Raw genomic sequence first — 24,391 nt, 5'->3', positions numbered from 1 at the left:
CTTTACCCGTTCGATGCAGGGCGGGACGCGCAACTTTAGGGAGGTGTAAAGCTATCATGAGTACAACAGCAACGGAGTATGAGAAAACGGACATTGGCGTTATTCAGATCGCACCCGAGGTTATTGAAGTCATTGCTGGACTGGCTACAGTTGAGGTGCCTGGTGTAGCTGGCATGAGCGGCGGTTTCGCAGGCGGAATCGCAGAGATGCTTGGCCGTAAAAATTTGTCTAAAGGCGTTAAAGTTGATGTTGGACAGCGTGAGGCGGCGATTGATGTATCCATTATTGTGGAATACGGCAACCGCATTCCAGAAATCGCTTCGGAAATTCAGCGCAATGTGAAACGTTCGATTGAAACGATGACAGGTCTGCATGTTATTGAAGTGAACGTACATATTCACGATGTTCATTTCAAAGCTGCTGAGAAGCCGGTAGAGGAAGACCAACTGCTGCGCGTCAAGTAATAACTGCATGGAAGAGAATTGACTATAACCCCCTCGTGATCGGCATGCCGCTCGGCGCAAGGGGGTTTTCATTCGGTCTGCCCGGAGGAGGCATTTGCATTGTTTAGAATTGTGGACAAGTTGCTATTGTTTATTTATAGCATCGTAATCGGTGCCGCTTCCATTATGATCGCATGTATTGGCTTTAATTGGATTTCGAAGCGAGCGCTTTTAACGGCTTTAGACCGTCTTTTTGAGCAACCATCGCTGCAGATTTCCGTTATTATTGTTGGGATTGTCTTGTTTTTGCTCAGTTTGAGATTTTTTATTGTTTCCTTGCATCGCGGCTCTGCCGCTCCGCCTTCAATTGATCAACGGACAGATTTTGGCGACATTCGCATTTCCATTGAAACGATTGAAAATCTAGCTCTTAAAGCAGCTTCCAAACGCCGTGGGGTTAAAGATTTGCGTGCGCGCATTCGTACTTCCGACTCTGGCCTTGACATTGTGCTTCGCGTGTTTGTTGATGGAGAAAGCTCTATCCCAACACTCACGGAAGAGATTCAGCTTGCTGTCAAAAGCCATATTGAGGATATTACAGGCATACCGGTTTCGAATGTGACGGTATTCGTGGCGAATGTCATTCAGACAGGCATGTACAAGAGTCGCGTGGAATAGAGGTGGGCTAGCGGATGTGGAGGGAATTTTGGGTTCATTACGGAAAGCGGACAATTGGCGCAGCAGCAGGACTCTTTTTCGGCTTCGTGTATTTGTTTGTTGGTTTTTGGGATATGCTGATTTTTATGCTGCTTATTTCAGTCGGTTATTGGATAGGCAAAAAGAAAGATTTGCGGCAGGATCCGGTCGCTCCATGGCAGCAAGTTTGGAGCGTACTAATGGAAAGATTTCGCCCGTTTAGATAATCCTGTGGTCTCCTCCGTTCTCCGGAAGCCGGATTGCCGGTTGTTCGAGGCAGGGAGGAGATCATAGGTTTTTTTGAAATTCTAAGACTTTATAAGTGATGTGCTTATATTGGGCTTCTATTTTAACGCGAAATAGGCTCTGCCGCTATCTTAAGGGCGAAAGCCGTTTACGCTAGCAATAATAAATTTCAGTAAGCAGTGCAACTGCTGTGGAGGTCCCATGAAACGTAGATTAGCGAGAGAAATTGCAGTATCAAGTTTGTACCAAATGGAAATGAATGAAGTCACTGCTGATGAAGCGGTGGACATGCTTCTTGAAGAGGCTCATTCCGCTAATGAGATCGGCGCAGAGCCAGGAGATATTGGCAATGCGGATGATGATTTTGTAAGACAGCTCGTCATGGGCGTCGCGGAGCGGAAAGCGGCGATTGACGACATGCTGCAGGATCATTTGACTGGTTGGCAGGTTGACAGGCTGTCTCGGGTAGACCGTCAGGTTTTGCGTCTGGCATGCTTTGAGATGGTATTCAGCGACGATGTGCCGCCGAAAGCGGTTATCAATGAGGCAATTGAGCTAGCGAAGCATTTCGGCACGGAAGAGTCGGGCAAGTTCGTAAATGGCGTGTTAGGCAAGCTGATTAGCGGACTTGATCAGCTGAAAGCCGAGCCTGATCATACAAACTAGGAAACCGCCGGCGCGAAAGGCCGGTTGGCAAGAAGGGGAGCGACACATTATGAGCGCACATATCATTTTAGGCAAACAGATTTCGGATCTTATTCGTGAGGAAATTGGGGCAGATACGGCTTCGCTTAAAGAAAAGGGTGTTGTTCCGGGTCTTGCAGTTGTATTGGTTGGTGAAGATCCCGCTTCTAAAGTATACGTCGGTTCCAAGGAAAAGGCCTGCCAGCAGCTTGGATTATATTCCGAGGTTCACCGTTTGGCCGAATCGGCAACGGAAGAGGAAGTTTTGGCGCTGATCACCAAGCTTAATGAGCAGGATAGCATTAATGGTATTTTAGTGCAGCTGCCGCTGCCTAAGCATATTAACGAGAAGGCCGTTATTGATGCAATTCGTGTGGAAAAGGACGTCGACGGTTTCCATCCTGAAAGTGTGGGTAATCTGGTAATAGGCGATGATAGCTTGCTGCCATGTACGCCGGCAGGCGTTATTGAACTAATTAAACGCAGTGGCGTTGATATTGCAGGCAAGCATGCAGTTGTCATAGGACGAAGCAATATTGTCGGCAAGCCTGTCGCAATGCTGCTGCTTAGAGAGCATGCTACGGTGACGATCTGCCATTCCAAAACAGCGAATATGGAAGAGATCGCCAAGCAGGCGGATATTCTTGTCGTAGCCATCGGCAAAGCGAAAGCGATTGACAGCAAGTTCGTGAAGCCAGGCGCAGTCGTTATTGATGTGGGCATTAACCGTCTGGCTGATGGCAAGCTGGCGGGCGATGTGGATTACGAGGATTGTCTGGAAACTGCTGGTTATATTACACCTGTGCCAGGCGGCGTGGGTCCAATGACGATTACGATGCTGATCCAGAACACCATTAAGGCAGCTAAGCGCGCAAACGGAATCGGAGAGTAAGGCGATGAAAGAACAGCCGCGGGTTTATTCGATAAAGGACATTAACCGATATATCCGGATGAAAATGGATTCGGACGCTGTGCTTGGCGATGTGTGGCTGCGCGGAGAGATTTCTAATTTTACGCATCATTCCAGCGGTCATATGTATTTTACGCTTAAGGATAAAGACAGTCGGTTGAAATGCGTCATGTTTGCTTCGCATAACCAGCGGCTGCCTTTTATTCCTCGTGAAGGCGCTAAAGTGATGGCGCGCGGAAACATTTCTGTCTATGAGCGGGATGGCAACTATCAGTTTTATGTGGCCGCCATGCAGCCAGATGGTATTGGAAGCTTGTATCTCGCTTTTGAGCAGCTCAAGAGCAAGCTGGAGGAAGAAGGGCTGTTTGCCGCTGAGCGTAAGCGCCCGATTCCACGCTTTCCTAGAGCGATCGGGCTGATTACTTCGCCGACAGGGGCAGCGGTTCGCGATATGATGATTACGCTGCAGCGCCGCTATCCCGCTGCGCGTATTTATGTTTATCCGGTGCTGGTGCAAGGAGCGCAAGCAGCACCTTCCATTTCACATGCGATAGAAGCAATGAATCGTTTTGGCGAAATCGACGTATTAATTGTAGGACGCGGCGGCGGCTCGCTTGAAGAGCTTTGGGCGTTTAATGAGGAGCAGGTAGCGCGCAGCATAGCTGCATCCGCTATTCCAATCATCAGCGCAGTCGGCCATGAGACCGATTACACGATTGCTGATTTCGTTGCAGATTTGCGGGCAGCGACGCCTACTGCAGCAGCTGAGCTGGCTGTACCGCATGCAGACGAGCTGGAGAAGCATTTAAGCAGGCAGCGCCAGCAGCTGGAGCAATCGCTGCGCCAGCTTATACGCAGCCGCAAGGAGCAGCTTGCACGTGTGCGCCGTTCGCCTTTTTTCCTTTATCCTCGCAAATATTTGCTGGAGCAGGCGCAGCGCCTTGATTTGCTGGAGGAACGCTTGCGCCAGCGAACACTTAATGCAGCGCAGCGCGGGCGAAGCAGGCTGGAGCGATTGCATGCGACGCTTGCCGGGCATCATCCGGGGCAGCGCGTGCATTTTGCCGCAAGCAGGCTTAAAGGAACTTCGAAACGGCTGGAACAGATCATCCAGCAAACGCTGCAAGAGAAGCAGCTTAGGCTCCATAGCTCCATACGTCAGCTTGATGCGCTTAGTCCGCTTAAGGTGATGGCAAGGGGATACGGATTAGTTTATGAAGAGTCGGAGCAGCGCTTGGTCAAGTCAGTAGCAGATGTGAAGGTAGGGGATACCGTACAGGTGAAACTAGCCGATGGTCAGATGACCTGTGAGGTATCGTCGTTGGAGGGAGAGGGCAGCAGTGGCAAAGAAAGAAGCAACGGAGCTTAGCTTTGAGCAGGCGATGGAGCAGCTTGACACGATTGTAGAAAAGCTTGAAAACGGTGATGTTCCGCTGGAGACAGCGATTGATCTATTTCAAGAGGGCATGCGTCTGTCAAAGCTGTGCAGCGGCAAGCTGGAGCAGGTGGAGCAGAAGATCGAGACGCTCATTGAAACAGAGCAGGGCTTTCAGAAAAAAACGTTTGCTCCACCGAGCGAAGACAAAGGAGAATAACGCTTGAGCGACACGGTTTTGATAAAAACTTATTTGGCGCAATGCGCCGCCATCGTAGAGCAGTCGCTAACCGAAGTGCTGCCTGCGCAGTGGGAGGTTCCGGATAAGCTCCGTGAATCCATGATGTATTCCCTGGAAGCAGGTGGAAAACGCTTGCGGCCAGCTCTTGTGCTCGCTGTAGCTGAGGCTATTAGCGGTGATGAAGATACGGTGAGCAAAGCTTTGCCTGTAGCTTGCGCGATCGAATGCATACATACGTATTCCTTAATTCATGATGATTTGCCAGCGATGGATAATGATGATTATCGCCGCGGCAAACTGACGAACCATAAGGTTTACGGAGAGGCTATGGCGATTTTGGCTGGTGATGCGCTGCTGACCCATGCGTTTCATTTAATTCCTAAAGCGGCTAAAGCTGGCGGTGTCAGTGCGCAGGTTGCACTCGATATTGTGGAAGATTTGGCGATGCTTGCCGGAGCCAGAGGCATGGTCGGTGGGCAAGTAGCAGATATGCTGGGTGAGCAGGGCATCACGTCGCTTGCAGAGCTTGAATATATTCATTTGCACAAAACCGGCGATCTGGTTGTGTTCTCTGTTACAGCTGGCGCACGTATAGGCGGTGCAACGGAAGAGCAGATCAAACTGCTGGAGCAGTATGGCCGCAATATTGGGCTAGCTTTTCAAATTCAAGATGACATTCTAGATTTGATCGGTGATGAGAGCAAGCTTGGCAAGAAGACGAACAGCGATGTCGAACAACAAAAAGTAACATATCCTTTTCTGATGGGGCTTGAAGAGAGCAAGGCTCAAGTAGAGCGTTTGACGCAGGACGCGAAGTCAGCGGTGCTGAGTGCGGGACTTGCAGCACCTGACAGACTGCTGCAAATCGCTGATTATCTGGTGCAGAGGGATCATTAATCCGCTCTAATGTCTTAAGGATTGGGAAAAAAATAAAGCCTATGTTATAATAGTTTAAATATTTTGACGTCTATTGAACAGTGATGGCTGCTGTTCGCGAAAGCGAGGAAGTACTGTGCTGCTTGAACATATAAACGGTCCTCAGGATTTAAAAGGGTTTTCCAAGAAAGAGCTGGAGCAGCTTGCAGGTGAAGTGCGCCAGTTTCTCATTGAGAAGCTTTCCGTTACGGGTGGTCACCTTGCTTCCAATCTAGGAGTTGTGGAGCTGACGCTCGTTCTTCATTATTTATTTGACAGCCCAAAGGATAAATTTGTATTTGATGTAGGTCATCAATCTTATGTGCATAAAATTTTAACAGGGCGCATGGATCGCTTCGATTCACTGCGTCAATATAAAGGCATGTGCGGGTTTGTGAAACGCGATGAAAGCGTGCATGATGTTTGGGAAGCTGGACATAGCAGCACATCACTGTCTGCAGCAATCGGTATGGCGATGGCGCGGGACTTTAAAGGCGAGGACAATCGGGTTGTTGCCGTCATTGGCGATGGTGCTTTGACTGGCGGGATGGCCTTTGAGGCGCTTAATCATATCGGTCATGAGAAGAAAAAAATGATTGTGGTACTGAACGACAATGAGATGTCCATTGCGCCGAATGTCGGTGCGATGCATCAATATCTAGGGAAAATCCGTTCTGATCGCCATTATCAGAAGGCGAAGGAAGAACTGCAGCATTTCTTGAATAAAATTCCTGCTGTCGGCGGCAAGCTGGCCAAGACGGCGGAAAAGTTTAAAGACAGCCTGAAATATTTGCTTGTAACCGGCATACTTTTTGAGCAATTTGGTCTCACTTATTTGGGACCAGTTGACGGGCATGATATGGAGCAGCTTTTGGATATTTTCCGCCAGGCAGACTCCGTTCCAGGACCTGTTCTTGTACATGTGGTGACGGTTAAAGGTAAAGGCTACTCGCCTGCGGAAGCAGATTCACACAAATGGCATGGCATCTCTCCTTACAAGATCGAGTCGGGTCAGGTTGTCAAGGCGGTCGGCTCGCCAATGTATACGCAGGTATTTGGCGATGTACTGATTGAGCTGGCCGAGAAGGATGAGCGCATTATTGCCGTTACGCCTGCTATGCCGGGCGGATCAGGGCTAATGGAATTCGCAGCTCGTTTTCCAGGGCGCATGATCGATGTTGGCATTGCTGAGCAGCATGCGGCGACGATGTCCGCGGCACTGGCAATTGAAGGAATGAAGCCGGTATTTGCCGTTTATTCCACGTTTCTTCAAAGAGCGTATGATCAGGTTGTGCATGATATTTGCCGCCAAAACCTGAATGTTATTTTTGCTATCGACCGTGCTGGCTTTGTTGGTCCCGATGGGGAAACCCATCATGGCGTGTACGATATTCCATTTTTGCGTCATGTGCCAAATCTCGTCATTATGATGCCAAAGGATGAAAATGAGCTGCGCCGGATGATGAAGACGGCGGTTGATTATAATGAGGGTCCGATTGCGGTCCGTTATCCGCGGATCAACGGTCTTGGCGTAACCATTGATGCTGAGTTGCTGCCGCTGCCAATCGGTTCATGGGAAACTGTGCGCGAAGGTGATTCGGCAGTTATTATTGCTATCGGACCCATGCTGCAAGTGGCGGAAGAAGCAGCTGATCTGCTGAAGCGTGATGGCATGAATGTCCGTATTATAAATGCTCGCTTTATTAAGCCTATGGATGAGCAAATGCTGTTGTCTCTTGCGAATGAAGGCAAAAACATCATTGTGCTGGAAGAAGGAGCAGAACTTGGCGGTCTAGGCAGTGCGATTCTTGAGTTTTATTCACTGCGCGGCATTTATGGCCTGCCAATCCGCATTGTCGGTATTCCAGACCAATTTATTGAACATGGTTCCATTAAAGAGCAGCGCGCTGAAGTGGGCCTGACGGGCGAACGGATAGCGGCTGAGCTCAAAAACATGCATCCTCGCAGTAAAATGCGCGTAACCGGACAGCATTAGAAGGCTAGGTAAAAGAATGACGACACCTAAAGAACGAATAGATGTGCTGCTCGTCGAGCGTGGTTTTTATGAAAGCAGGGAGAAGGCGAAGAAAGCGCTAATGGCAGGCCTTGTTCTGGTGGACAACGAACCGATCGATAAGAGCGGAATGAAAGTTGCCCGCACGGCGGATATTAAAGTAAAAGGCGCTATTCATGCCTATGTGAGTCGTGGGGGCCTAAAGCTGGAGAAGGCCATTCGCGCCTTTGAGCTTGATCTCGCTGGACGTACGATGCTGGACATTGGAGCTTCTACTGGCGGTTTTACGGATTGTGCTTTGCAAAATGGAGCGGAATACGTTTACGCCATTGACGTGGGCTATAATCAGCTGGATTGGTCGCTGCGCCAAGATCCACGTGTGAACGTCATGGAGCGTGTTAACTTCCGTTATATAAAGCCTGAAGAGCTGCTAGGGCCCAAGCCTACATTTGCCACTATTGATGTTTCTTTTATCTCTTTGAAGCTCATTTTGCCTGCGCTTGCTGGATTAATTGATCCAGGCTCAGGCGTGATGGCGTTAATCAAGCCGCAATTTGAGGCAGGGCGCGATAAAGTAGGGAAATCTGGCGTGATAAGGGACTCTAAGGTACATGCAGAGGTACTGCGCAATGTAACGCAGGCTGCTGCTGAGATGGGTTATACGCTGCGCGATCTATCCTTTTCACCTATTACAGGCGGAGAGGGCAATATTGAATTTTTAGCTTACTGGATTTGGGATAACCAGCCTAATCAGCAGGTTCCCGATGATGCGGCAATTATGGAGCTCGTCAAGCAGGCGAGCGGTACCTTTTCCGCTGAAAAACAGTAACAAGCTGCGAGGGGAATGCCTGCATCGCTAAGGCGATCAGGCGTTCCCCTATTTTTTACTTTACAGAGTTGGGTCTTTTTTGATACACTGGACTCAACCAAACATGCGTTCGCTTTATAAACATTGACAGGAATATGCCTCGTCCATCACGAACCAATACATATAAGGATGTTTTGGATGGAGGGTTGCATATGGACAAATACGGTGACTGGTTAATTATGCTAGTTGCCTCCGCCTTGTTAATCCTGTGGTTGTTTCGATTGTTTCATCGCTGGCTGCATGAGCCAGCCTCCTTTAACCGCTTGAAGCTCGGTAAAGGTGTTCCGCTTGATCCGAATGATGAGAACGTTCTGTTTCTTGAGCAGAGTGGATATCACGTCGTTTCAGGCAAGCACCGGATCCCCGTTCAGATTGACTTGGATGGTCAAGAGCTGGACAGCCGCTTGTATATTGATTATATTGCAGAACTTGACGGAGAGTTATACATCGTGAAGACTGCAAGGGATCGTATGCCGATGGATTGGACGGGAAGCGGAATAAGGGACAGGCTGCTTGTGTACGCGCTGTTGCTGCCGAAATGCCAGGGCATCCTGTTTATTAATGTGAAGGAACGCTCCATTAGAAAAGTTGTTTTTCAGTTGTAGAATAGCATGTTTGGGAGGCGCTTTATTTATGAAAGGAATACGTCAATTTAAAATTAAGGAAATTATTACGAATCAGGTTGTGGAGACGCAGGAGGAGCTAGTTGAAGCACTGCGCAATACCGGATTGCAGGTAACGCAAGCTACAGTATCACGTGATATTAAGGAGCTTATGCTCATTAAGGTTCCAGCAGAGGATGGCAGATACAGATATTCGTTGCCGCAGGAGAAACAACGGATCAATCCGATTCATAAGCTCAAGCGGGCACTGCTCGATCACTTCGTAAACATCGATTTCACAGACAATTTGGTCGTAATGAAGTGTTTGCCGGGCACAGCCAATACGATTTGCGCGCTGCTGGACAATATGGAGTGGCAGGAAGTAATGGGAACCATTTGCGGAGACGATACGATTTTGATTATTTGCCGCACGAAAGCTCAGAGCAATGAGGTCGTAGAGAGGCTGCTGGAGCTATTGAACTAACACACCAATTTTAGGAGGCATCAGTTTATGTTGCGAGAGCTGTCCATTCGAAATTTAGCTGTAGTTGAGCAGGTGACGGTTTCGTTCCACCATGGCTTTCATGTTTTGACGGGGGAGACGGGAGCGGGTAAATCCATCATTATTGACGCACTTAGCTTAATTGTTGGAGGACGGGGCTCCGCAGATATGGTCAGGTATGGCTGTCAGAAGGCGGAAATGGATGCGATGTTTGATTTGCCGCGGATGCATCCTGTATGGCATGTGCTGGAGAGACTAGGAGTAGAGGCATCACATGACGAGATGCTCGTCATTCGTCGTGAGCTCACCTCCCAAGGCAAAAGCAGCAGCCGAGTGAATGGACAGCTGGTCACCATGACGATGCTTCGTGAAATTGGAGAATGCTTAGTTAATATTCATGGTCAGCATGAGCATCAATCTTTGCTGCGTACAGAGAGGCATCTGGAGTGGCTTGACATGTTCGCAGGTGATTTATTGATTGAGCGCAAGCAGACTTATAAAGCGGTATATAAAGAGCTGCAGCAGGCAAGAGCGGCGCTGCGAGAGCTTGAAGATTCAGCACGCCATAATGTGCAAATGCTGGACTTGTACCGTTTTCAAATCGAAGAAATTTCCAATGCCCAGCTGAAAGTTGGAGAAGACGAAAGCTTGGCAGAAGAGAAACGCAAGCTGCAATACGCCAGCAAACGGATGGATAATGTAACAGAAGCTTATTCTTTATTGTATGGCGATGCTGGCTTGGATGCTTTGAATAAAGCGATTATTAAGCTATCGGATATTCAGACGTATGATCCTAATATTGTCGGGCCGTTGCTTGAACAGCTCCAATCGGCTTATTATCAAGCTGAGGATGCTGCTTTTCAACTAAGAGATTACAGAGATACCATTGAATCAGATCCGGAGCAGCTTGCGACTATCGAAGATCGTCTAGACCTCATTCATGGTTTGAAACGCAAATATGGCGAGAGCATTGAGGATATACTCGTTTATTATAAAAGCATCGTCGTGGAGCGCGACAAGATCGAAAACCGCGATGACTATTTAGAAAAGCTGCGTAATAGCGAAGCAACGCTTTATAAATCGGCACTTGAACTTGCTGAGGAGCTGTCGAAGCTGCGCAATCATGCTTCAACACGTTTGGCGGAATCCATTGAACGTGAGCTGCGTCAATTACAAATGCCTAATACGATTTTTTCTGTTCAGATGGACAGAATCAAGCAGCATGATCAAAAGGAATCAGCTGTAGTGCTTAATAGCAATGGCTGTGACGAAGCAGTGTTTATGCTGGCTCCCAACCCTGGAGAGCCGCTTAAACCATTGAATAAAATTGCTTCAGGCGGCGAGATGTCGCGTGTTATGCTTGCCCTGAAAGCGATATTTGCTGAGCATGATCAAATACCAGTACTCATATTTGACGAAGTGGATACCGGTGTAAGCGGACGCGCGGCACAATCGATTGCAGAGAAACTTTCCCAACTATCGCGTCGCTGCCAAATTTTCTCTATTACGCATTTACCGCAAGTAGCTTGTATGGCCGATCACCATTATGAGATCCGCAAGCAAGTTGTTAATCAGCGTACAGCGACCTCCATTAAAGAAATTATGAGCAGTACCCGGATAGAGGAGCTGGCGCGTATGCTGGGTGGTGTCGAAGTCACCGAGAAAACGAGACATCATGCACAAGAAATGCTTGATTTGGCATTGCGACAGAAAGGAGCCTAATGGAGGGCATTCAGGGAAGTTTTTTGTGGTCATAAAACGGTCGGGGCGGGGTAAGTTAAAGGTACGCCAATGGCGATTAAACCTTTATCGTCATGCGATGGAATTACAGGGAGCGTGAAATCATTGAACTCCAGCAAGAGGAAGAGATGGTTCGGTCTGGTTCTCGTGATTTTGATTTGCATGGTAGGCTTCTCCACACCGTTTCAGCACTTAGCCTCAATCCCGAATGAACTGCGATTGTTCACAGGCCAATCGAAACGATTACAATATGGAGTTCCTGTTCATGCTCAAGTTACGGTGGACCCGCGTATGCTTCAAGTGAATGGCTCATCGACCCGGTCTTTATCAGTCAATTTGAACGAACCGCTATCCTTGCATTCGCAGCAAAGCGGCGAGACGAGGATGAAAGTGAAATTATTCGGTAAAATTCCTTTCAAGACGGTGAAAGTCAATGTTGTGCCTGATTTAAAGGTCATTCCTGGTGGTCAAACCATTGGGGTTAAGGTGAAGTCAGCGGGGATTTTAGTCGTCGGTCATCATCAAGTGACTAGTCAGAATGGCAGTAAACAGTCTCCAGGTGAGCTTGCAGGATTGCGTCTTGGGGATTTGATTGTCAAGATCAATGGGCAAAAGGTTACCGAAGTGAGGAAAGTAGCAGAGCTCGTTGGTCAGGCCGGCAACAACAAGAAAGCGCTTGATATTGTATATAAGCGTAGCGGGCAATTAAGCAAAACCGTTTTGAATCCTTCTTATGATGCTGAGGATCGAACGTGGCGGCTAGGGCTTTATATACGCGACTCTGCTGCTGGTGTAGGCACACTGACGTTTTATGCTCCTGATCAGGGCGTTTACGGAGCACTTGGACATGTCATTACTGATATGGACACGCAAACTGCTATTGAAGTTGGCGATGGTCAAATTCTTCAATCCAGTGTAACGTCGATTAACAAAAGCCAAAATGGCGAACCGGGCGAAAAAAGGGCCCATTTTGTGAAGGAAAGTAAAGTGCTTGGCAATGTGGAACGAAATACGCCATTTGGCATTTTCGGAAAAATGAATGAAAACCCTACCCATAGCTATAACAGCAGTGCTGTGCCGGTTGCTTTTGCTGAGGAGGTAGCTGAAGGTCCTGCTCAAATTTATACCGTAGTAAACGGGCAAAAGGTTGAGAAATTTGATATTGAAATTTCCCATGTTATGAAGCAGAACAGTCCGGCAACTAAAGGAATGGTTATCAAAATAACGGACAAGCGTTTGCTTGATAAAACGGGCGGCATAGTACAAGGTATGTCAGGCAGCCCAATCATTCAAAATGGCAAGCTGGTTGGTGCGGTGACCCATGTTTTTGTAAATGATCCTACATCGGGTTATGGATGTTTCATTGAATGGATGCTTCAAGATGCAGGGGTGTTATTGAAATCTACATTACAGCAGGGCAGTCAAACAGCAGCATAAAAACAACCGCCAGCGGCAGGGAGCTTATAAGCTGCAGGCGGTTGTTTTATTTTTGCGGAAGGCCTTCTTTTGTCGAAACTCAGCGAAACGAAGCGCTAATTGTAAATAAATAATCAGTATAACGGTATTGCGAAAAAAAATAAAGAAAAATAATTTTCGACAGAAGGAATTTATATCGACGTGTCGAAAATGTTACACAAGACAACTAGGGGAAGGTTCAAGAGTGAAAATTGGATTATCATTTGAGGGAGGATAATATCTTGCAAAAAATTGATGTATTATTGGCAGATGACAACAGAGAATTTACAAATTTGTTATCGGAATACATATCCGATCAAAGTGATATGAATGTGAGCGGCGTAGCGTATAACGGTGAAGAAGTGCTGAGGCACTTGGAAGAATCCCGTAAAATGCCGGATGTACTCATTCTTGATATTATTATGCCTCATTTGGACGGACTTGGCGTTTTGGAGCGCTTGCGGGAAATGAACATTTCTCCAATGCCTAAAATCATTATGTTGACCGCTTTCGGTCAAGAAAATATCACACAAAAAGCAGTTCAATTGGGTGCTTCTTATTATATTCTCAAGCCTTTTGATATGGATATTTTGGCTAACCGGATTCGCCAGCTTTTTGGAAATTCTTCATACTCGGCATCTGCTTCTTACAATTCGAATTCATCAACAGTGAAATCGAATGTCGTGCCGCTTGCTAAAGGCAAAAATCTGGATGCCAATATTACAAGCATCATTCATGAAATCGGTGTGCCTGCTCATATTAAAGGCTACCAGTATTTACGCGAAGCGATCACAATGGTGTATAACAATATCGAAATTTTGGGTGCGATTACAAAAACGTTATATCCAGCAATCGCCGAAAAATTCAAAACGACACCATCCCGCGTCGAACGGGCGATTCGCCATGCTATCGAAGTCGCTTGGACGCGCGGCAACATCGACAGCATTAGTCACCTATTTGGCTACACGATCAATATCAGCAAGTCCAAGCCGACGAACTCTGAATTTATCGCGATGGTTGCTGATAAGCTGCGGATTGAGCATAAGGTGTCTTAAACCTACGTTGTTGCTGGGTTTTCGCCTCTCAATCGGTTGCTGAATCGGTGAATTTCCGGCCGGTACCGCTTGATTATTCCAATAAACAATCTCGTTAAGATTGCGATAAACTCACACAGTTCCGAATAGTTAACGTAGACGTAGATTCCACGATAAATAGATACTGACGCTAACAGCGGTCACTTACGGGATTTATCCCGTAATGTGGCCGTTTTCTTTTCATATTTCGTTACATATATCTACGACACACGTATTAGCTAAAAAGAAAGTCGTAGGGGGTTTAAGCAATCAAAAAGGTAAATATCGCTCTTCTAGGGTTCACTATAATTACGCTGTTAACAACAGGCTGCTCAAGTGAAAAAGACGTCCCGGTAGAAGAGAGTACCAGTTCTACGCAGGCATCAGACATGTTTCCGTCTTCTAGTCCGTCAGCAGAGGCGTCTCCAGAGCCGTCACCAAGCGCGAGTCCATCCGCTGCTCCATTTGATTGGGCGACCGCTGAAGTGTCAGAGGGAAATGTCAAACAGGCGCTAAAAAGCAACGTAGGAGCTGCATTTGCTATTCCGGTAGAGGACGAGACTTTCCGTAATTTCGTGTCTAGTTTCGATGATAATGGAGAATACATAGCGATTACGGTTAATCCGGGAATATTTGCGGATGAAAAAGATTTCGTGAAGAAAGCAGGCGGATCGTTAGTTGCGTACTCTAAGATTCTGTTTGAGAATCCGGAAGTATACGAGATAACCGTAAACGTGCTCATCAACGATGTGGCTGGCGGAGAAAATGAGGGTGTGTCCATTTCGTGGAGAAGAGAAGAAGCGGAACGCATTAATTATGACATAGTGTTGGAGAGCATGTTCGGGGATTACACGATACCGTATAAGCTAGCACGTAAGTATTCGGTACAGAAAGCGTTATACGAAGGGTTAACGAATTTTGAGCTTCCGCAATATAACAATCTATAGAACGCACCAAATAGCGAGCTCATTGCGTGGGTGGCAGATAAGCTGCGAATTGAGCATGCCAATACCGTTTGTTATTGGATTTTAAAATTCCAATAACAAACGGTATTATATTTTTCAAAACCATCTTGCTAGTGGTCGTACAATTCAACCATTGTTATAATGACATTGCGGACATTTAGGACAATTGTGCCTGCGAGAGGTTGTGCTGTAATGGTGAGGCCAAACGATTTGATAGATCATATAAAGACAAAAGAGGATTTTATCCAATTTGTTTCTTTACTCAGAGACAATCTCGCTCATAAACCGGAAGAGTGGGAGAATAGAGCATTAACCGATTATTTTGATGCAATTGAAAGCTGGATGCAGGATATGGATGGGTTTTATCAAAATCAAAACAAAGAAGCACCGGCAGATGCATCCTGGCAGCTTTTCGCTTCCATTCTAATGGCTGCTAAATACTACGAATGAACCAAAGGAGGGTATTCATGACTTGGACGCTGGACAGCATATATGATCGTAACAAAGAAGCACCTTACACTTTTTATTTGCCTAGCCCTCAAATGTTAAAGCTGCTGCAGGTTGGGGAATTTGTGAAGTTGATCTTTTTGTCCGATGAGGAGCACGAGCAATTTATTGGCGAAAGAATGTGGGTTGAAATTGTGGAGCGAAATGAGGACAACTTCAAGGGCTTGCTCAGAAATATACCATCTTACATAACTGAACTAAGCTATGGGCAAGAAATTCAATTTACTTATGAGCATATATGCGATACGAAGCTGGAAGACCCAGAAGCGAGCAAATGGAATTATTATATGGATACAAAAATCGTAATGACCCGAGATGCTCTAGAAAAGAGAAGCTTCAATCTCATGTTGAAAGATGAACCGAATGAAGAGAATCATTTAGGGTGGATCTTTTTTAGCGGCTATGAACCTGAAGGATACAATGGAAATCTGGAAAATTACCAAGTTGTATCTCTTGGAGCGGCGCTTAATATTGACGATTCTTTTTTAGCATTTGTAGATGACGAACCGTTTTCTGCCTATGAAAGAGATCGTAAATCGGGAAAGTTTAATAAAGTAATGGATTATGATTGGGGTTGATTCACAAATTGAATAATTATTGTTACAGAGTTTAATAGCGGAAAAAAAGCCCATGCAGGTTCGAATAGAACGCAGGTTGCCCTGCAACAAACAAGTATTAGTAGAACCCTGCATGAGCTGCTCCCATCTAAGTGAAATTCAATTTTCCTTAATTAGTAAAACCCCGACTCTGCGTGCTTTTCACTTTCAAAGTTGGATTTTTTCACTTAGCATGATGATCCATCATTTTCATAAAATCGTCCAAGGCGAGATGGAAGCGTTCAAACGGTAGGGATAAAAATTGGATCCGTTTTCTAATACGGGCTTGTTTTCCAGTATCATCATGATAAAACATGAATTGATCTATATTTTTATCCAGCTTCTCTCTAAGTGTTAAAATAAAACCGATAGCGATATGAGTTTGGGCCAGTTCCTGCAAATCAGCAGCAAGTGCTTCGCTTAAGCTGCGCATGTTTGGAATATTTAAAGATCTTTGAATGAAAAACAAATCTGGCGTGAAATCTACGCGGAAGTCCTGTCCAGGCACTTGCTCCCAAAAATCGTTCCATTGCTGCAAATATCCCGTCTCATAAAGGACGTATTTAATAAACCCACATAACCATGCGGTACAGCTTGTATTGCGACGCTGGCATCCAACCCGATCTGAAAGATGGCTGCAGCCGCTGCAGCAGGAACCGCTATTTGAAATGCAAACTTTGCAAATATGCTCTGATCCTATAGATTGCAGAGAGGCCATTCCAAGGTCTATGACCACTTGCTTGCTAATTTCATGCGGTTTTTCATCAAAGATTAGCGAATTTTCTCTTGATGGGTGGTCAATCGTAAATCGGGGCATTCGCATCCTTACCTTTCCTGTAAATCAATTTAAAATCAAATATTCAAAAGTATGAATATAAGGAGTATTATACCCGCTAAGAAATTAATGGACAAGCGTACGGATCGTTTTCATTCATTTCTGGATATGTGCTATGATATTCATATATTTAAAAGTTTAATAGTAAGGAGAAGTTTATGAATCAGCACATTCAACAGTTTAAAGCCGATTTTTATAAAGCATTGGCTCATCCCATGCGGATTCGCATTCTTGAAGTATTAAGTGAAGGGGAAAGGAACGTAAATGAGCTGCAAAGCATTTTAGGATCGGAAGGTTCAGCTGTATCGCAGCAGTTGGCTGTTTTACGCAATAAAAACGTTGTCCACAGTGTGAAAGAAGGCACCTCAGTCATTTACTCCTTGCGTGATCCATTAATTAAGGACTTATTGTCGGTAACGAAACAGATTTTTGACAATCATCTCGTTGATGCCATTACCCTACTCGAAGATATTCGTAAAGAGCCATAATTGAAAAAACAAGGGAATCCGTGAGCAAGATTTAGGAAAACCTTGTTTTTTTGCTTTTTATAAGGACTTATTCGAAAACTCGACTGAATATTGTGTTTGACATAAAGGAAGCGTAGGAGTATCTTTTCCTTATATTCAAATAATCAAATATATGAAGAAAAGAAGGTTATGGCAAATGAAGGGAAGAGGGAGATTTGATGGATATCAATTATCTGCGCTTCGCAAGGATGTGGTTTCGGGCCTCATTGTCGGTATTATCGCCATTCCACTCGGAATGGCGTTTGCTATTGCTTCAGGCGTCAGGCCGGAATATGGCCTCTATACGACCATAATAGCGGGCATTCTTATCTCGACTTTCGGAGGTTCAAAATTTCAGATTGGTGGCCCTACGGGTGCTTTTATTCCTATTCTTTTCGCTATTGTACTGCAATATGGCTATGAAAATTTATTGCTTGCTGGTTTCCTTGCGGGATTTATGCTTGTTGTGATGGGTCTTTTTAAGCTGGGCTCGTTGATTGCATTTATACCTCGGCCTGTTACAATTGGGTTTACCGCAGGAATTGCCGTCATCATCTTCAGTGGGCAAATCGCTAACTTTTTAGGTTTGAAAGGGATCGAAAGGCATGAAGATTTTTTGTCTAATATGAAAGAGATTGGGTTTCATGCTTCGAGTTTAAATAGCTACAGTCTGCTGACGGCTGGTATTTGTTTGGTGATTATTCTGCTGGCACCGAAATTTGTGCCTAAGCTGCCTGGGGCATTGCTGGGGCTCGTTGTATCGAGCGTCGTCGCAGCTTTATTTTTTAACGGAGAGGTTGCAACTATTGGTTCTGCTTATGGAACGATTCCGAGCACACTGCCTGACTTTCGCATACCCGACATGACTTGGGAGCGGATAGTGAATTTGCTTAAGCCTGCTTTTATTATTGCCATGTTGGGTGGGATTGAATCGCTGCTGTCCGCTGTTGTAGCTGACGGCATGACTGGCAATCGCCACAACAGCAACCGCGAGCTTATTGGACAGGGGATCGCCAATATGATCACTCCGCTGTTTGGTGGAATACCGGCAACGGGAGCGATTGCACGCACAGCTGCTAATATTAAGAGCGGAGCAGCCTCGCCCATTTCCGGCATCATTCACAGCCTCGTCGTCCTGCTGGTGCTTATACTGTTTGCGCCTTATGCGTCCCATATCCCACTTGCCAGCATGGCTCCCATCTTAATGGTAGTTGCATGGAATATGAGTGAACGAAGCGCATTTATCCATGTTTTAAAGACGAAAACGAGTGATTCCCTTTTACTTGTTATCACTTTTATTCTTACGGTATTTACGAATCTAACAACGGCAGTAGAAGTAGGATTATTAATGGCACTGCTTTTATTTGTGAAACGGATGAGCCATTCTTTAACGGTCGAGAAGGTGCTGCCAGATCCAAATCATAAACATGAAAAAGTCAGAGCAAATATGGTATACGAGGGACATGATTGTCCTCAGATTAGTATATATACGATTGACGGGCCTCTGTTTTTTGGGGCGATGAATAAGTTTGAACAGGTTATGAAGGATACGGCTAAACAGAGGTCTGAAATTTTGCTGCTGCGCCTTGGGAAGGTGCCTTTTATGGATACGACAGGAGCAGCCAATTTGACTACGTTAGTCAAGGCATTCCAGAAATCCGGGGGAATCGTGCTGCTGTCAGGAGCCCAACCACAGCCACTGCAGATGATGAAAAAAACAGGTTTATATGAGCGCATGGGTACTCATCACTTCTTTAATCATACTGGTGAAGCAGTTGGCTATGCCTTGCTCCATCTGGATACAAATAAATGTTTTGGATGTAAAAATTTTGTATTCCGTGAATGCACGGCGCTATCCAATGGAGAAACGCAAAGCGTTACAAATCGAGGGGGAAATGATCCTATCCAAAAAAACGCTCCTTTGTCGGTTACAGTGAACCAATAAAGAAGCGGAATGATCCATGAGCTTTATAGACTTATAGGCCAGTCTATTGTTATATCCGAATGTCAATGGATTGCGCTGCTGCCGCTGACTGTACGTTCGGTTTCTGAACAGAAGCCTCAGGCTCTTCCTCTGTCTGCCTGTTGTTGCGTTCTCTTACCTTGTCACTATTTGCGACTTCACCTGTGAGTACTTTGCCGCGAGCGGCTTTCTCATCACTTTCTGAAGAGCTGTCATCCGTAGTGTTGATGTCGTTGACAAGCTCGCCCATTTTTTGATCGACCGCATGAATTTGGCTGGTTGTTTTCGCCATCATTTCACGCTTCAGCTTGAAGACGGTTTGCTCGGCATTTTCCAGCATTGCGTATTTCCCAGCGTCAGTGTAAGGGTTTGATTCAATGACCATACGATCGAACCGGATGCCGCTTTCCATGGTGACGTTGGAGCCTTGCAACTTCTCCCGAACGCCGGCGAGCTTGCCGAGATTATCATAGGTCATGCTGTTTTTAACAGCCTTGTCCAAATTTTTCTCGGGATTGTCCGAGTTGTTTTGTTTAGGCTGATCGTCCTTTGAGGCACCGATTTTGGTCTTTTCCTGAATTTCTTCTGAGCGAATCTGTGAGATTTGGGCGTCTATTTGAGAAATAGAAGCAGTTAATGCTTTGACACGTTCCATTTTCGTCTTTGTGTCGAGCTTTTCATTCGTTTTGACGGATTGCATTTCTTCGTTTAATCTAGCTTTTTGCTTCATGAGCGCCTGAATTTCTTTTTCGCGTGGCGAAGCGGATACGGCGCCTTCCCTCGAAGCAGCAGCAGACGTTGAGCGTGCTGCTGATGAGGCAGATGATATAGCAGAAATGGCAAGCTCCCCCTTTTATTCATTATGATGATTGCCTAATGCTTATATCGGAAATAATGGAAACAAAAATAATATACGTTTCAGCAAAAAGAAAAATTATTATAGATTTTTACAATCCAGATGCTTGTTTCATTCGAGTTTACATATTGTGGAATGGGAGATCCCGATACTCTGAAAAAAGAAAAAGCCCCCACGAGCCACTTAAATGAAGTGTGGCATTTCGGCAGGAGCTTGATGCAAGGCAGCGATCATGCGAGCGAATAAGTGACTAAGCGGTTGGCTTTGGCGGCTTCGGACGCTTCGGACGGAAACGAGGAGCGACATAATTGCGCTTGCGGTCGCGGAAAAAAGTCCAGCCGCCGATAAAGCCGACACCAATGGCAAACAGCAGCAGGCCCAGCAGGAAGGGCAGCCATTCAAAGTTAGGCTGCATGTCATCATAGCCGAAGGAGACAAAGTAGTTGTAGACGGCATTTTTCATTTTTAAAAATCCGATACAGGCAAGTATGCCTGGAATGACAAGCAGCAAAATAGCAATCAGCCTTGCTGTAACTAGCTTCATAATTGAGTAACTCCTTAATGATAGTGAGATGGGCTTGTGCTAATATGATACCCTTTTCAGCGAAAAGTGTCTATTTCAGAAAAGTTTACGATGAAAACCGCTGCTAAAAAGGTTACAATAATAATGATGCAAACAAACGACGCTCATAAATATAGCATACATATGGAATACAGGTGGAGGTTAAAATAGATGGCGGTAGAAGTAGATGTAGCTGTGCTGGGCGGCGGCCCAGGAGGATATACGGCGGCAATTCGCGCGGCCCAAATGGGGAAAAGCGTAGCGATTGTCGAAGCGGACAACCTTGGCGGAACATGCCTGCATAAAGGTTGTATTCCTAGCAAATCGCTGCTTAGAAGCGCGGAAGTATACGCCACTTTGCTGGAGTCAGATGCCTATGGCATTGCAGTAGCTGAAGGAGCGATCTCGCTGCAATTTGATAAAGTGCAGAGCCGTAAGGAACAGACGGTGGAACAGCTTCATAAAGGGCTGCAATATTTGATGAAAAAGCATAACATTCAAGTCATAAAAGGCAGAGGGCGCGTCATTGGGCCATCGATTTTCTCGCCTCGCAGCGGATCGCTCGCTGTCGAGCTCGCCGATGGAGAAATGGAGCAGGTCGTTTCCAAAAACCTGATTATTGCAACAGGCTCTAGACCTCGTTCTTTGCCTGGCTTAACGCCAGATGGCGAGTATATTCTCACAAGCGATGATGCGCTTGTTTTAGAAGAGCTTCCGGTATCGATTCTGATCGTAGGCGGCGGCGTAATCGGTGTGGAATGGGCATCGATGCTGCAGGACTTTGGCGTACAGGTGACGCTTGTTGAAGCGGGAGCGAGGCTGCTTCCTGGCGAGGATGCTGAGGTGTCGGCTGAGCTTACGCGGCTGCTTAAGCGCCGCGGCGTTCGTATACTAACAAGTATGCAATTGAACACGGCTGAGCTAAGCGTGGGAGATGGTGAAGTTTCCATACCTGCTGCAACTGCGGATGGCGATGTGCTGCTAAGTGCAAGCAAGCTGCTGCTGGCCGTTGGCCGTCAAGCAAATGTGGAAGCAATTGGGCTTGAAAATACCGATATTCGCACGAAGGACGGTTTTATTCAAATTAATGAATTTGGTCAGACGAGTGAGCCGCATATTTATGCAATCGGCGATTGCATCGGCGGAGTTCAGCTTGCGCATGCAGCAGCACATGAAGGAATTGCGGCGGTGGAGCATATTGGCGGCCAGGGGCATACGGCGATAGAGCCGCATCTCATAACCCGCTGCGTATACTCGCGTCCGGAAATTGCCTCATACGGATTGACGGAGGATGGAGCGAGAACGAAAGGCCATGACATTAAGACGAGTAAAGTCCCATTTCAAGCGATTGCTAAAGCGCTCGTACTTGGAGATGCGGACGGCTTCGTGAAAGTGATAGCCGACCGGGCGACCGGCGATATTTTGGGTGTTCATATGATAGGTCCGCATGCGACCGATCTTATTTCGGAAGCTGCGCTTGCTGGTTTCCTCAATGCAACGCCTTGGGAAGTCGGGCAATTGATTCATCCGCATCCGACGCTGTCCGAAGCGCTCGGTGAGGCCATGCTGGCGATAGACGGAAAGGCGACTGCGATGTAGCAGCTGCCCATGCTTGCTTAAAGCATGGGTTTTCTTTTTCCGCAAAAAGAGGTTATAATGGGTAATATCAAGTATTAGTACCTGGTTTTAATTTTGGTTAGGCGTAAACGGTAGCCCTCGTACTTAGGCGGCAAAAGCACGTTTCGCAGTGAAGTATAAGCCGAGTATAAGCGCGTAGCTTAAACACTCTTGCATTTTTAAAGGAGGCCGAATTCTCATGGGGAAATCCGGTTCAATTGAGCAGCAATCCCGTCATGCCGCAGTTGGCTTGTCGGATGAGCAAGCTGTCGAAATGTATGCCATGATGCAGCTGGCGCGCAAGTTTGATGAGCGCAATTTGCTGCTGCAGCGGGCAGGGAAAATCAACTTCCACGTATCGGGTGTGGGTCAAGAGGTCGCACAGGTTGCTGCGGCATTTGCTCTTGATCGCTCAGTCGATTATTACTTGCCTTATTATCGGGATTACGGTTTTGTGTTGTCCGTCGGAATGACGGTGAAAGAGCTGATGCTGTCTGTATTTGCGAAAGCGGAAGATCCGAATAGCGGCGGCAGGCAGATGCCTGGGCATTTTGGCAGCAAAAGACTGCGTATTGTCACAGGCTCAAGTCCTGTAACGACCCAGGTTCCGCATGCAGTAGGCATTGCACTCGCTGCGAAGATGAAGAAGCAGAAGCTGGTAAGCTTCGTAACCTTTGGAGAAGGCTCAAGCAATCAGGGCGATTTCCATGAAGGCTGCAATTTTGCTGGCGTTCATAAGCTTCCAGTCATTTTTATGTGTGAAAATAATCAATATGCGATTTCTGTTCCCGTTCACAAGCAGCTTGCAGGCCGCGTTGCGGATCGGGCGCTTGGCTATGGCTTCACAGGCGTGCAAATTGACGGCAATGATGCGCTGGAAGTGTTCCGCACTATAAAGGAAGCGCGTGAGCGTGCGATTGCTGGCGAGGGGCCAACGCTTATTGAGGCTATGGTTTATCGCTTGTCTCCGCATTCGACGTCGGATAATGATCTGGCTTATCGGACAAAGGAAGAAGTCGATGAGAACCGTGCGAAGGATGGACTTCCGAAATACAGGCAGTATTTGATGGACTGTGGACTCCTCACGGAGGAGAAGGATGCCGAGCTGCTTGCTGGCATTAAGAAGCAAATCGACGAAGCGACTGAATACGGCGACAAAGCGGCATTCCCATCGCCGGAATCGGTGCTTGACCATGTGTATGCAGGAGATGCTGGGCAAGGAGGGGACATCTAGTGGCAGTTATCGAATATATTGAAGCGATCAGACTTGGCATGAAGGAAGAGCTTGAGCGTGATGAAGACGTGTTCGTGCTTGGCGAGGACGTTGGCGTCAAGGGCGGCGTTTTTACAACGACAAAAGGTTTGATTGACCAGTTCGGAGAGCAGCGCGTCATGGATACGCCCCTTGCGGAATCGGCTATTGCTGGAGTAGCTATTGGTGCGGCCATGTACGGAATGAAGCCCATTGCAGAAATGCAATATTCGGACTTTATGTTTCCGGCAACGAATCAAATTATTAGCGAAGCGGCTAAAATTCGTTACCGCTCCAACAATGACTGGAGCTGTCCGATTGTCATTCGAGCCCCAATTGGCGGCGGGGTATTTGGCGGGCTGTATCACTCCCAGTGTCCGGAGTCGGTGTTTTTCGGAACGCCTGGCTTGAAAATTGTAGCGCCGTATCGGGCATACGATGCCAAAGGGCTGCTTAAAGCGGCTGTGCGCGACCCGGACCCCGTTCTCTTTTTTGAAAATAAAAAATGCTACAAGCTGATTACGGGCGAAGTACCGGACGACGATTATATTGTGCCGATTGGCAAAGCGAATGTATTGCGTGAAGGCGATGATATTACCGTCATCAGCTACAGCATGCCGCTTCTGTTCGTTGAACAGGCAGCGCAGGAGCTAGCCCAAGAAGGCATCAGCACTCATATTCTAGATTTGCGTACGCTGCAGCCGCTTGATCAAGAGGCTATTTTGGAGTCGGTTCGCAAGACGGGCAAGGTTTTAATTATTCACGAGGATAACAAGACGGGCGGCGTAGGTGCCGAAGTATCGGCGATTATTGCAGAACAGCTGCTGTATGAGCTGGACGCTCCTATTATGCGTTTGTGCGGCCCGGACGTTCCGGCGATGCCTATTAATCCGCCTGGCGAGAAGTTTTTCCTGCTGAATAAAGAAAAAGTGAAAGAGGCTATGCGCAATTTGGCTTTGTATTAAAGC

Annotated in this window: 26 protein-coding genes; 23 read left to right on the top strand and 3 right to left on the bottom strand. The window is 46.7% G+C overall.

Going from position 1 to position 24,391, the window contains the following annotated elements; all coding sequences use genetic code 11:
- Positions 1 to 56: 56 nt before the first annotated feature.
- From ACSR9A_RS13090 to ACSR9A_RS13005, 18 genes are all read left to right on the top strand, one after another.
- Complete coding sequence (locus tag ACSR9A_RS13090) at positions 57 to 464, top strand: Asp23/Gls24 family envelope stress response protein (protein ID WP_046231945.1); 408 nt, start codon at positions 57 to 59, stop codon at positions 462 to 464.
- A 99-nt stretch (positions 465 to 563) separates the two neighbouring features.
- The gene (gene amaP / locus ACSR9A_RS13085; protein ID WP_473757623.1) at positions 564 to 1,121 is read left to right on the top strand and encodes an alkaline shock response membrane anchor protein AmaP; all 558 of its coding nucleotides are present in this window, start codon (positions 564 to 566) and stop codon (positions 1,119 to 1,121) included.
- A 14-nt stretch (positions 1,122 to 1,135) separates the two neighbouring features.
- On the top strand, positions 1,136 to 1,366 hold the full coding sequence (locus ACSR9A_RS13080; RefSeq protein WP_473757622.1) for a DUF2273 domain-containing protein: 231 nt from the start codon (positions 1,136 to 1,138) through the stop codon (positions 1,364 to 1,366).
- A gap of 220 nt (positions 1,367 to 1,586) precedes the next feature.
- A complete protein-coding gene (gene nusB, locus ACSR9A_RS13075) occupies positions 1,587 to 2,051 on the top strand; it encodes a transcription antitermination factor NusB (RefSeq protein WP_341278259.1) in 465 nt (154 codons plus the stop codon).
- A 49-nt stretch (positions 2,052 to 2,100) separates the two neighbouring features.
- Entirely contained in the window at positions 2,101 to 2,961 is an 861-nt protein-coding gene (gene folD, locus ACSR9A_RS13070; RefSeq protein WP_473757621.1) for a bifunctional methylenetetrahydrofolate dehydrogenase/methenyltetrahydrofolate cyclohydrolase FolD, read from the top strand.
- A 4-nt stretch (positions 2,962 to 2,965) separates the two neighbouring features.
- On the top strand, positions 2,966 to 4,348 hold the full coding sequence (gene xseA, locus ACSR9A_RS13065) for an exodeoxyribonuclease VII large subunit (RefSeq protein ID WP_473757620.1): 1,383 nt from the start codon (positions 2,966 to 2,968) through the stop codon (positions 4,346 to 4,348).
- A complete protein-coding gene (gene xseB, locus ACSR9A_RS13060) occupies positions 4,320 to 4,574 on the top strand; it encodes an exodeoxyribonuclease VII small subunit (protein ID WP_074904853.1) in 255 nt (84 codons plus the stop codon). The genes xseA and xseB overlap by 29 nt, the downstream gene beginning before the upstream one ends.
- Before the next feature lie 3 nt (positions 4,575 to 4,577).
- Complete coding sequence (locus tag ACSR9A_RS13055) at positions 4,578 to 5,492, top strand: polyprenyl synthetase family protein (RefSeq protein WP_473757619.1); 915 nt, start codon at positions 4,578 to 4,580, stop codon at positions 5,490 to 5,492.
- A 115-nt stretch (positions 5,493 to 5,607) separates the two neighbouring features.
- Positions 5,608 to 7,506 (top strand): 1-deoxy-D-xylulose-5-phosphate synthase, encoded by a 1,899-nt coding sequence (gene dxs, locus ACSR9A_RS13050; RefSeq protein ID WP_473757618.1) that lies wholly within the window; start codon positions 5,608 to 5,610, stop codon positions 7,504 to 7,506.
- 16 nt (positions 7,507 to 7,522) lie between these two features.
- Positions 7,523 to 8,353, top strand: a complete 831-nt coding sequence (locus ACSR9A_RS13045; protein ID WP_473757617.1) for a TlyA family RNA methyltransferase — start codon at positions 7,523 to 7,525, stop codon at positions 8,351 to 8,353.
- Positions 8,354 to 8,544: 191 nt separating this feature from the next.
- Entirely contained in the window at positions 8,545 to 8,997 is a 453-nt protein-coding gene (locus ACSR9A_RS13040) for a hypothetical protein (protein ID WP_473757616.1), read from the top strand.
- 28 nt (positions 8,998 to 9,025) lie between these two features.
- Positions 9,026 to 9,478: a transcriptional regulator AhrC/ArgR gene (gene ahrC, locus ACSR9A_RS13035; RefSeq protein WP_046231955.1), complete on the top strand. Its 453-nt coding sequence runs from the start codon at positions 9,026 to 9,028 to the stop codon at positions 9,476 to 9,478.
- Between the two features lie 27 nt (positions 9,479 to 9,505).
- Positions 9,506 to 11,218, top strand: coding sequence for a DNA repair protein RecN (gene recN / locus ACSR9A_RS13030; protein ID WP_473757615.1), 1,713 nt, complete (start codon positions 9,506 to 9,508; stop codon positions 11,216 to 11,218).
- A gap of 123 nt (positions 11,219 to 11,341) precedes the next feature.
- Positions 11,342 to 12,673 (top strand): SpoIVB peptidase, encoded by a 1,332-nt coding sequence (spoIVB, locus tag ACSR9A_RS13025; RefSeq protein ID WP_473757614.1) that lies wholly within the window; start codon positions 11,342 to 11,344, stop codon positions 12,671 to 12,673.
- A 260-nt stretch (positions 12,674 to 12,933) separates the two neighbouring features.
- A complete protein-coding gene (gene spo0A / locus ACSR9A_RS13020) occupies positions 12,934 to 13,746 on the top strand; it encodes a sporulation transcription factor Spo0A (RefSeq protein WP_473757613.1) in 813 nt (270 codons plus the stop codon).
- Positions 13,747 to 14,153: 407 nt separating this feature from the next.
- Positions 14,154 to 14,711: a hypothetical protein gene (locus tag ACSR9A_RS13015; protein ID WP_473757612.1), complete on the top strand. Its 558-nt coding sequence runs from the start codon at positions 14,154 to 14,156 to the stop codon at positions 14,709 to 14,711.
- Between the two features lie 210 nt (positions 14,712 to 14,921).
- Positions 14,922 to 15,179 (top strand): DUF7660 family protein, encoded by a 258-nt coding sequence (locus ACSR9A_RS13010; RefSeq protein ID WP_473757611.1) that lies wholly within the window; start codon positions 14,922 to 14,924, stop codon positions 15,177 to 15,179.
- A 17-nt stretch (positions 15,180 to 15,196) separates the two neighbouring features.
- A complete protein-coding gene (locus tag ACSR9A_RS13005) occupies positions 15,197 to 15,814 on the top strand; it encodes an immunity protein Imm33 domain-containing protein (RefSeq protein ID WP_473757610.1) in 618 nt (205 codons plus the stop codon).
- Between the two features lie 202 nt (positions 15,815 to 16,016).
- Here ACSR9A_RS13005 and ACSR9A_RS13000 read toward each other — a convergent pair whose 3' ends face one another.
- A complete protein-coding gene (locus ACSR9A_RS13000) occupies positions 16,017 to 16,649 on the bottom strand; it encodes a hypothetical protein (RefSeq protein ID WP_473757609.1) in 633 nt (210 codons plus the stop codon).
- Between the two features lie 176 nt (positions 16,650 to 16,825).
- On the opposite strand from ACSR9A_RS13000, the gene ACSR9A_RS12995 reads away from it, so the two are divergent.
- Complete coding sequence (locus ACSR9A_RS12995; protein WP_341278245.1) at positions 16,826 to 17,155, top strand: ArsR/SmtB family transcription factor; 330 nt, start codon at positions 16,826 to 16,828, stop codon at positions 17,153 to 17,155.
- Between the two features lie 175 nt (positions 17,156 to 17,330).
- Complete coding sequence (locus ACSR9A_RS12990; RefSeq protein WP_473757608.1) at positions 17,331 to 19,118, top strand: SulP family inorganic anion transporter; 1,788 nt, start codon at positions 17,331 to 17,333, stop codon at positions 19,116 to 19,118.
- Positions 19,119 to 19,167: 49 nt separating this feature from the next.
- Here ACSR9A_RS12990 and ACSR9A_RS12985 read toward each other — a convergent pair whose 3' ends face one another.
- Positions 19,168 to 19,866: a hypothetical protein gene (locus tag ACSR9A_RS12985; protein WP_473757607.1), complete on the bottom strand. Its 699-nt coding sequence runs from the start codon at positions 19,864 to 19,866 to the stop codon at positions 19,168 to 19,170.
- 376 nt (positions 19,867 to 20,242) lie between these two features.
- On the bottom strand, positions 20,243 to 20,536 hold the full coding sequence (locus ACSR9A_RS12980; RefSeq protein WP_338551817.1) for a DUF2627 family protein: 294 nt from the start codon (positions 20,534 to 20,536) through the stop codon (positions 20,243 to 20,245).
- A gap of 189 nt (positions 20,537 to 20,725) precedes the next feature.
- Between ACSR9A_RS12980 and lpdA the strand changes: the two genes are divergently transcribed.
- From lpdA to ACSR9A_RS12965, 3 genes are all read left to right on the top strand, one after another.
- Positions 20,726 to 22,153, top strand: coding sequence for a dihydrolipoyl dehydrogenase (gene lpdA / locus ACSR9A_RS12975; RefSeq protein ID WP_473757606.1), 1,428 nt, complete (start codon positions 20,726 to 20,728; stop codon positions 22,151 to 22,153).
- Positions 22,154 to 22,370: 217 nt separating this feature from the next.
- On the top strand, positions 22,371 to 23,405 hold the full coding sequence (locus ACSR9A_RS12970) for a thiamine pyrophosphate-dependent dehydrogenase E1 component subunit alpha (RefSeq protein ID WP_473757605.1): 1,035 nt from the start codon (positions 22,371 to 22,373) through the stop codon (positions 23,403 to 23,405).
- Entirely contained in the window at positions 23,405 to 24,388 is a 984-nt protein-coding gene (locus tag ACSR9A_RS12965) for an alpha-ketoacid dehydrogenase subunit beta (protein ID WP_046231967.1), read from the top strand. The genes ACSR9A_RS12970 and ACSR9A_RS12965 overlap by 1 nt, the downstream gene beginning before the upstream one ends.
- Positions 24,389 to 24,391 lie beyond the last annotated feature (3 nt).

Source organism: Paenibacillus sp. R-74696 (assembly GCF_055814915.1).
Note: the sequence above shows the minus strand (reverse complement) of the source record. Positions and strands in the feature narration are given on the sequence as shown.

What these genes read in the sequence shown, in the direction of transcription:
- ACSR9A_RS13090 (WP_046231945.1), top strand. Translation starts at nt 57, where the DNA reads ATGAGTACAACAGCAACGGAGTATGAGAAAACGGACATTGGCGTTATT.
- ACSR9A_RS13080 (WP_473757622.1), top strand. Translation starts at nt 1,136, where the DNA reads ATGTGGAGGGAATTTTGGGTTCATTACGGAAAGCGGACAATTGGCGCA.
- nusB (WP_341278259.1), top strand. Translation starts at nt 1,587, where the DNA reads ATGAAACGTAGATTAGCGAGAGAAATTGCAGTATCAAGTTTGTACCAA.
- folD (WP_473757621.1), top strand. Translation starts at nt 2,101, where the DNA reads ATGAGCGCACATATCATTTTAGGCAAACAGATTTCGGATCTTATTCGT.
- xseA (WP_473757620.1), top strand. Translation starts at nt 2,966, where the DNA reads ATGAAAGAACAGCCGCGGGTTTATTCGATAAAGGACATTAACCGATAT.
- ACSR9A_RS13045 (WP_473757617.1), top strand. Translation starts at nt 7,523, where the DNA reads ATGACGACACCTAAAGAACGAATAGATGTGCTGCTCGTCGAGCGTGGT.
- ACSR9A_RS13040 (WP_473757616.1), top strand. Translation starts at nt 8,545, where the DNA reads ATGGACAAATACGGTGACTGGTTAATTATGCTAGTTGCCTCCGCCTTG.
- ahrC (WP_046231955.1), top strand. Translation starts at nt 9,026, where the DNA reads ATGAAAGGAATACGTCAATTTAAAATTAAGGAAATTATTACGAATCAG.
- recN (WP_473757615.1), top strand. Translation starts at nt 9,506, where the DNA reads ATGTTGCGAGAGCTGTCCATTCGAAATTTAGCTGTAGTTGAGCAGGTG.
- ACSR9A_RS13015 (WP_473757612.1), top strand. Translation starts at nt 14,154, where the DNA reads ATGTTTCCGTCTTCTAGTCCGTCAGCAGAGGCGTCTCCAGAGCCGTCA.
- ACSR9A_RS13010 (WP_473757611.1), top strand. Translation starts at nt 14,922, where the DNA reads ATGGTGAGGCCAAACGATTTGATAGATCATATAAAGACAAAAGAGGAT.
- ACSR9A_RS13005 (WP_473757610.1), top strand. Translation starts at nt 15,197, where the DNA reads ATGACTTGGACGCTGGACAGCATATATGATCGTAACAAAGAAGCACCT.
- ACSR9A_RS13000 (WP_473757609.1), bottom strand. Translation starts at nt 16,649, where the DNA reads ATGCCCCGATTTACGATTGACCACCCATCAAGAGAAAATTCGCTAATC.
- ACSR9A_RS12995 (WP_341278245.1), top strand. Translation starts at nt 16,826, where the DNA reads ATGAATCAGCACATTCAACAGTTTAAAGCCGATTTTTATAAAGCATTG.
- ACSR9A_RS12990 (WP_473757608.1), top strand. Translation starts at nt 17,331, where the DNA reads ATGAAGGGAAGAGGGAGATTTGATGGATATCAATTATCTGCGCTTCGC.
- ACSR9A_RS12985 (WP_473757607.1), bottom strand. Translation starts at nt 19,866, where the DNA reads ATGAAGCAAAAAGCTAGATTAAACGAAGAAATGCAATCCGTCAAAACG.
- ACSR9A_RS12980 (WP_338551817.1), bottom strand. Translation starts at nt 20,536, where the DNA reads ATGAAGCTAGTTACAGCAAGGCTGATTGCTATTTTGCTGCTTGTCATT.
- lpdA (WP_473757606.1), top strand. Translation starts at nt 20,726, where the DNA reads ATGGCGGTAGAAGTAGATGTAGCTGTGCTGGGCGGCGGCCCAGGAGGA.
- ACSR9A_RS12970 (WP_473757605.1), top strand. Translation starts at nt 22,371, where the DNA reads ATGGGGAAATCCGGTTCAATTGAGCAGCAATCCCGTCATGCCGCAGTT.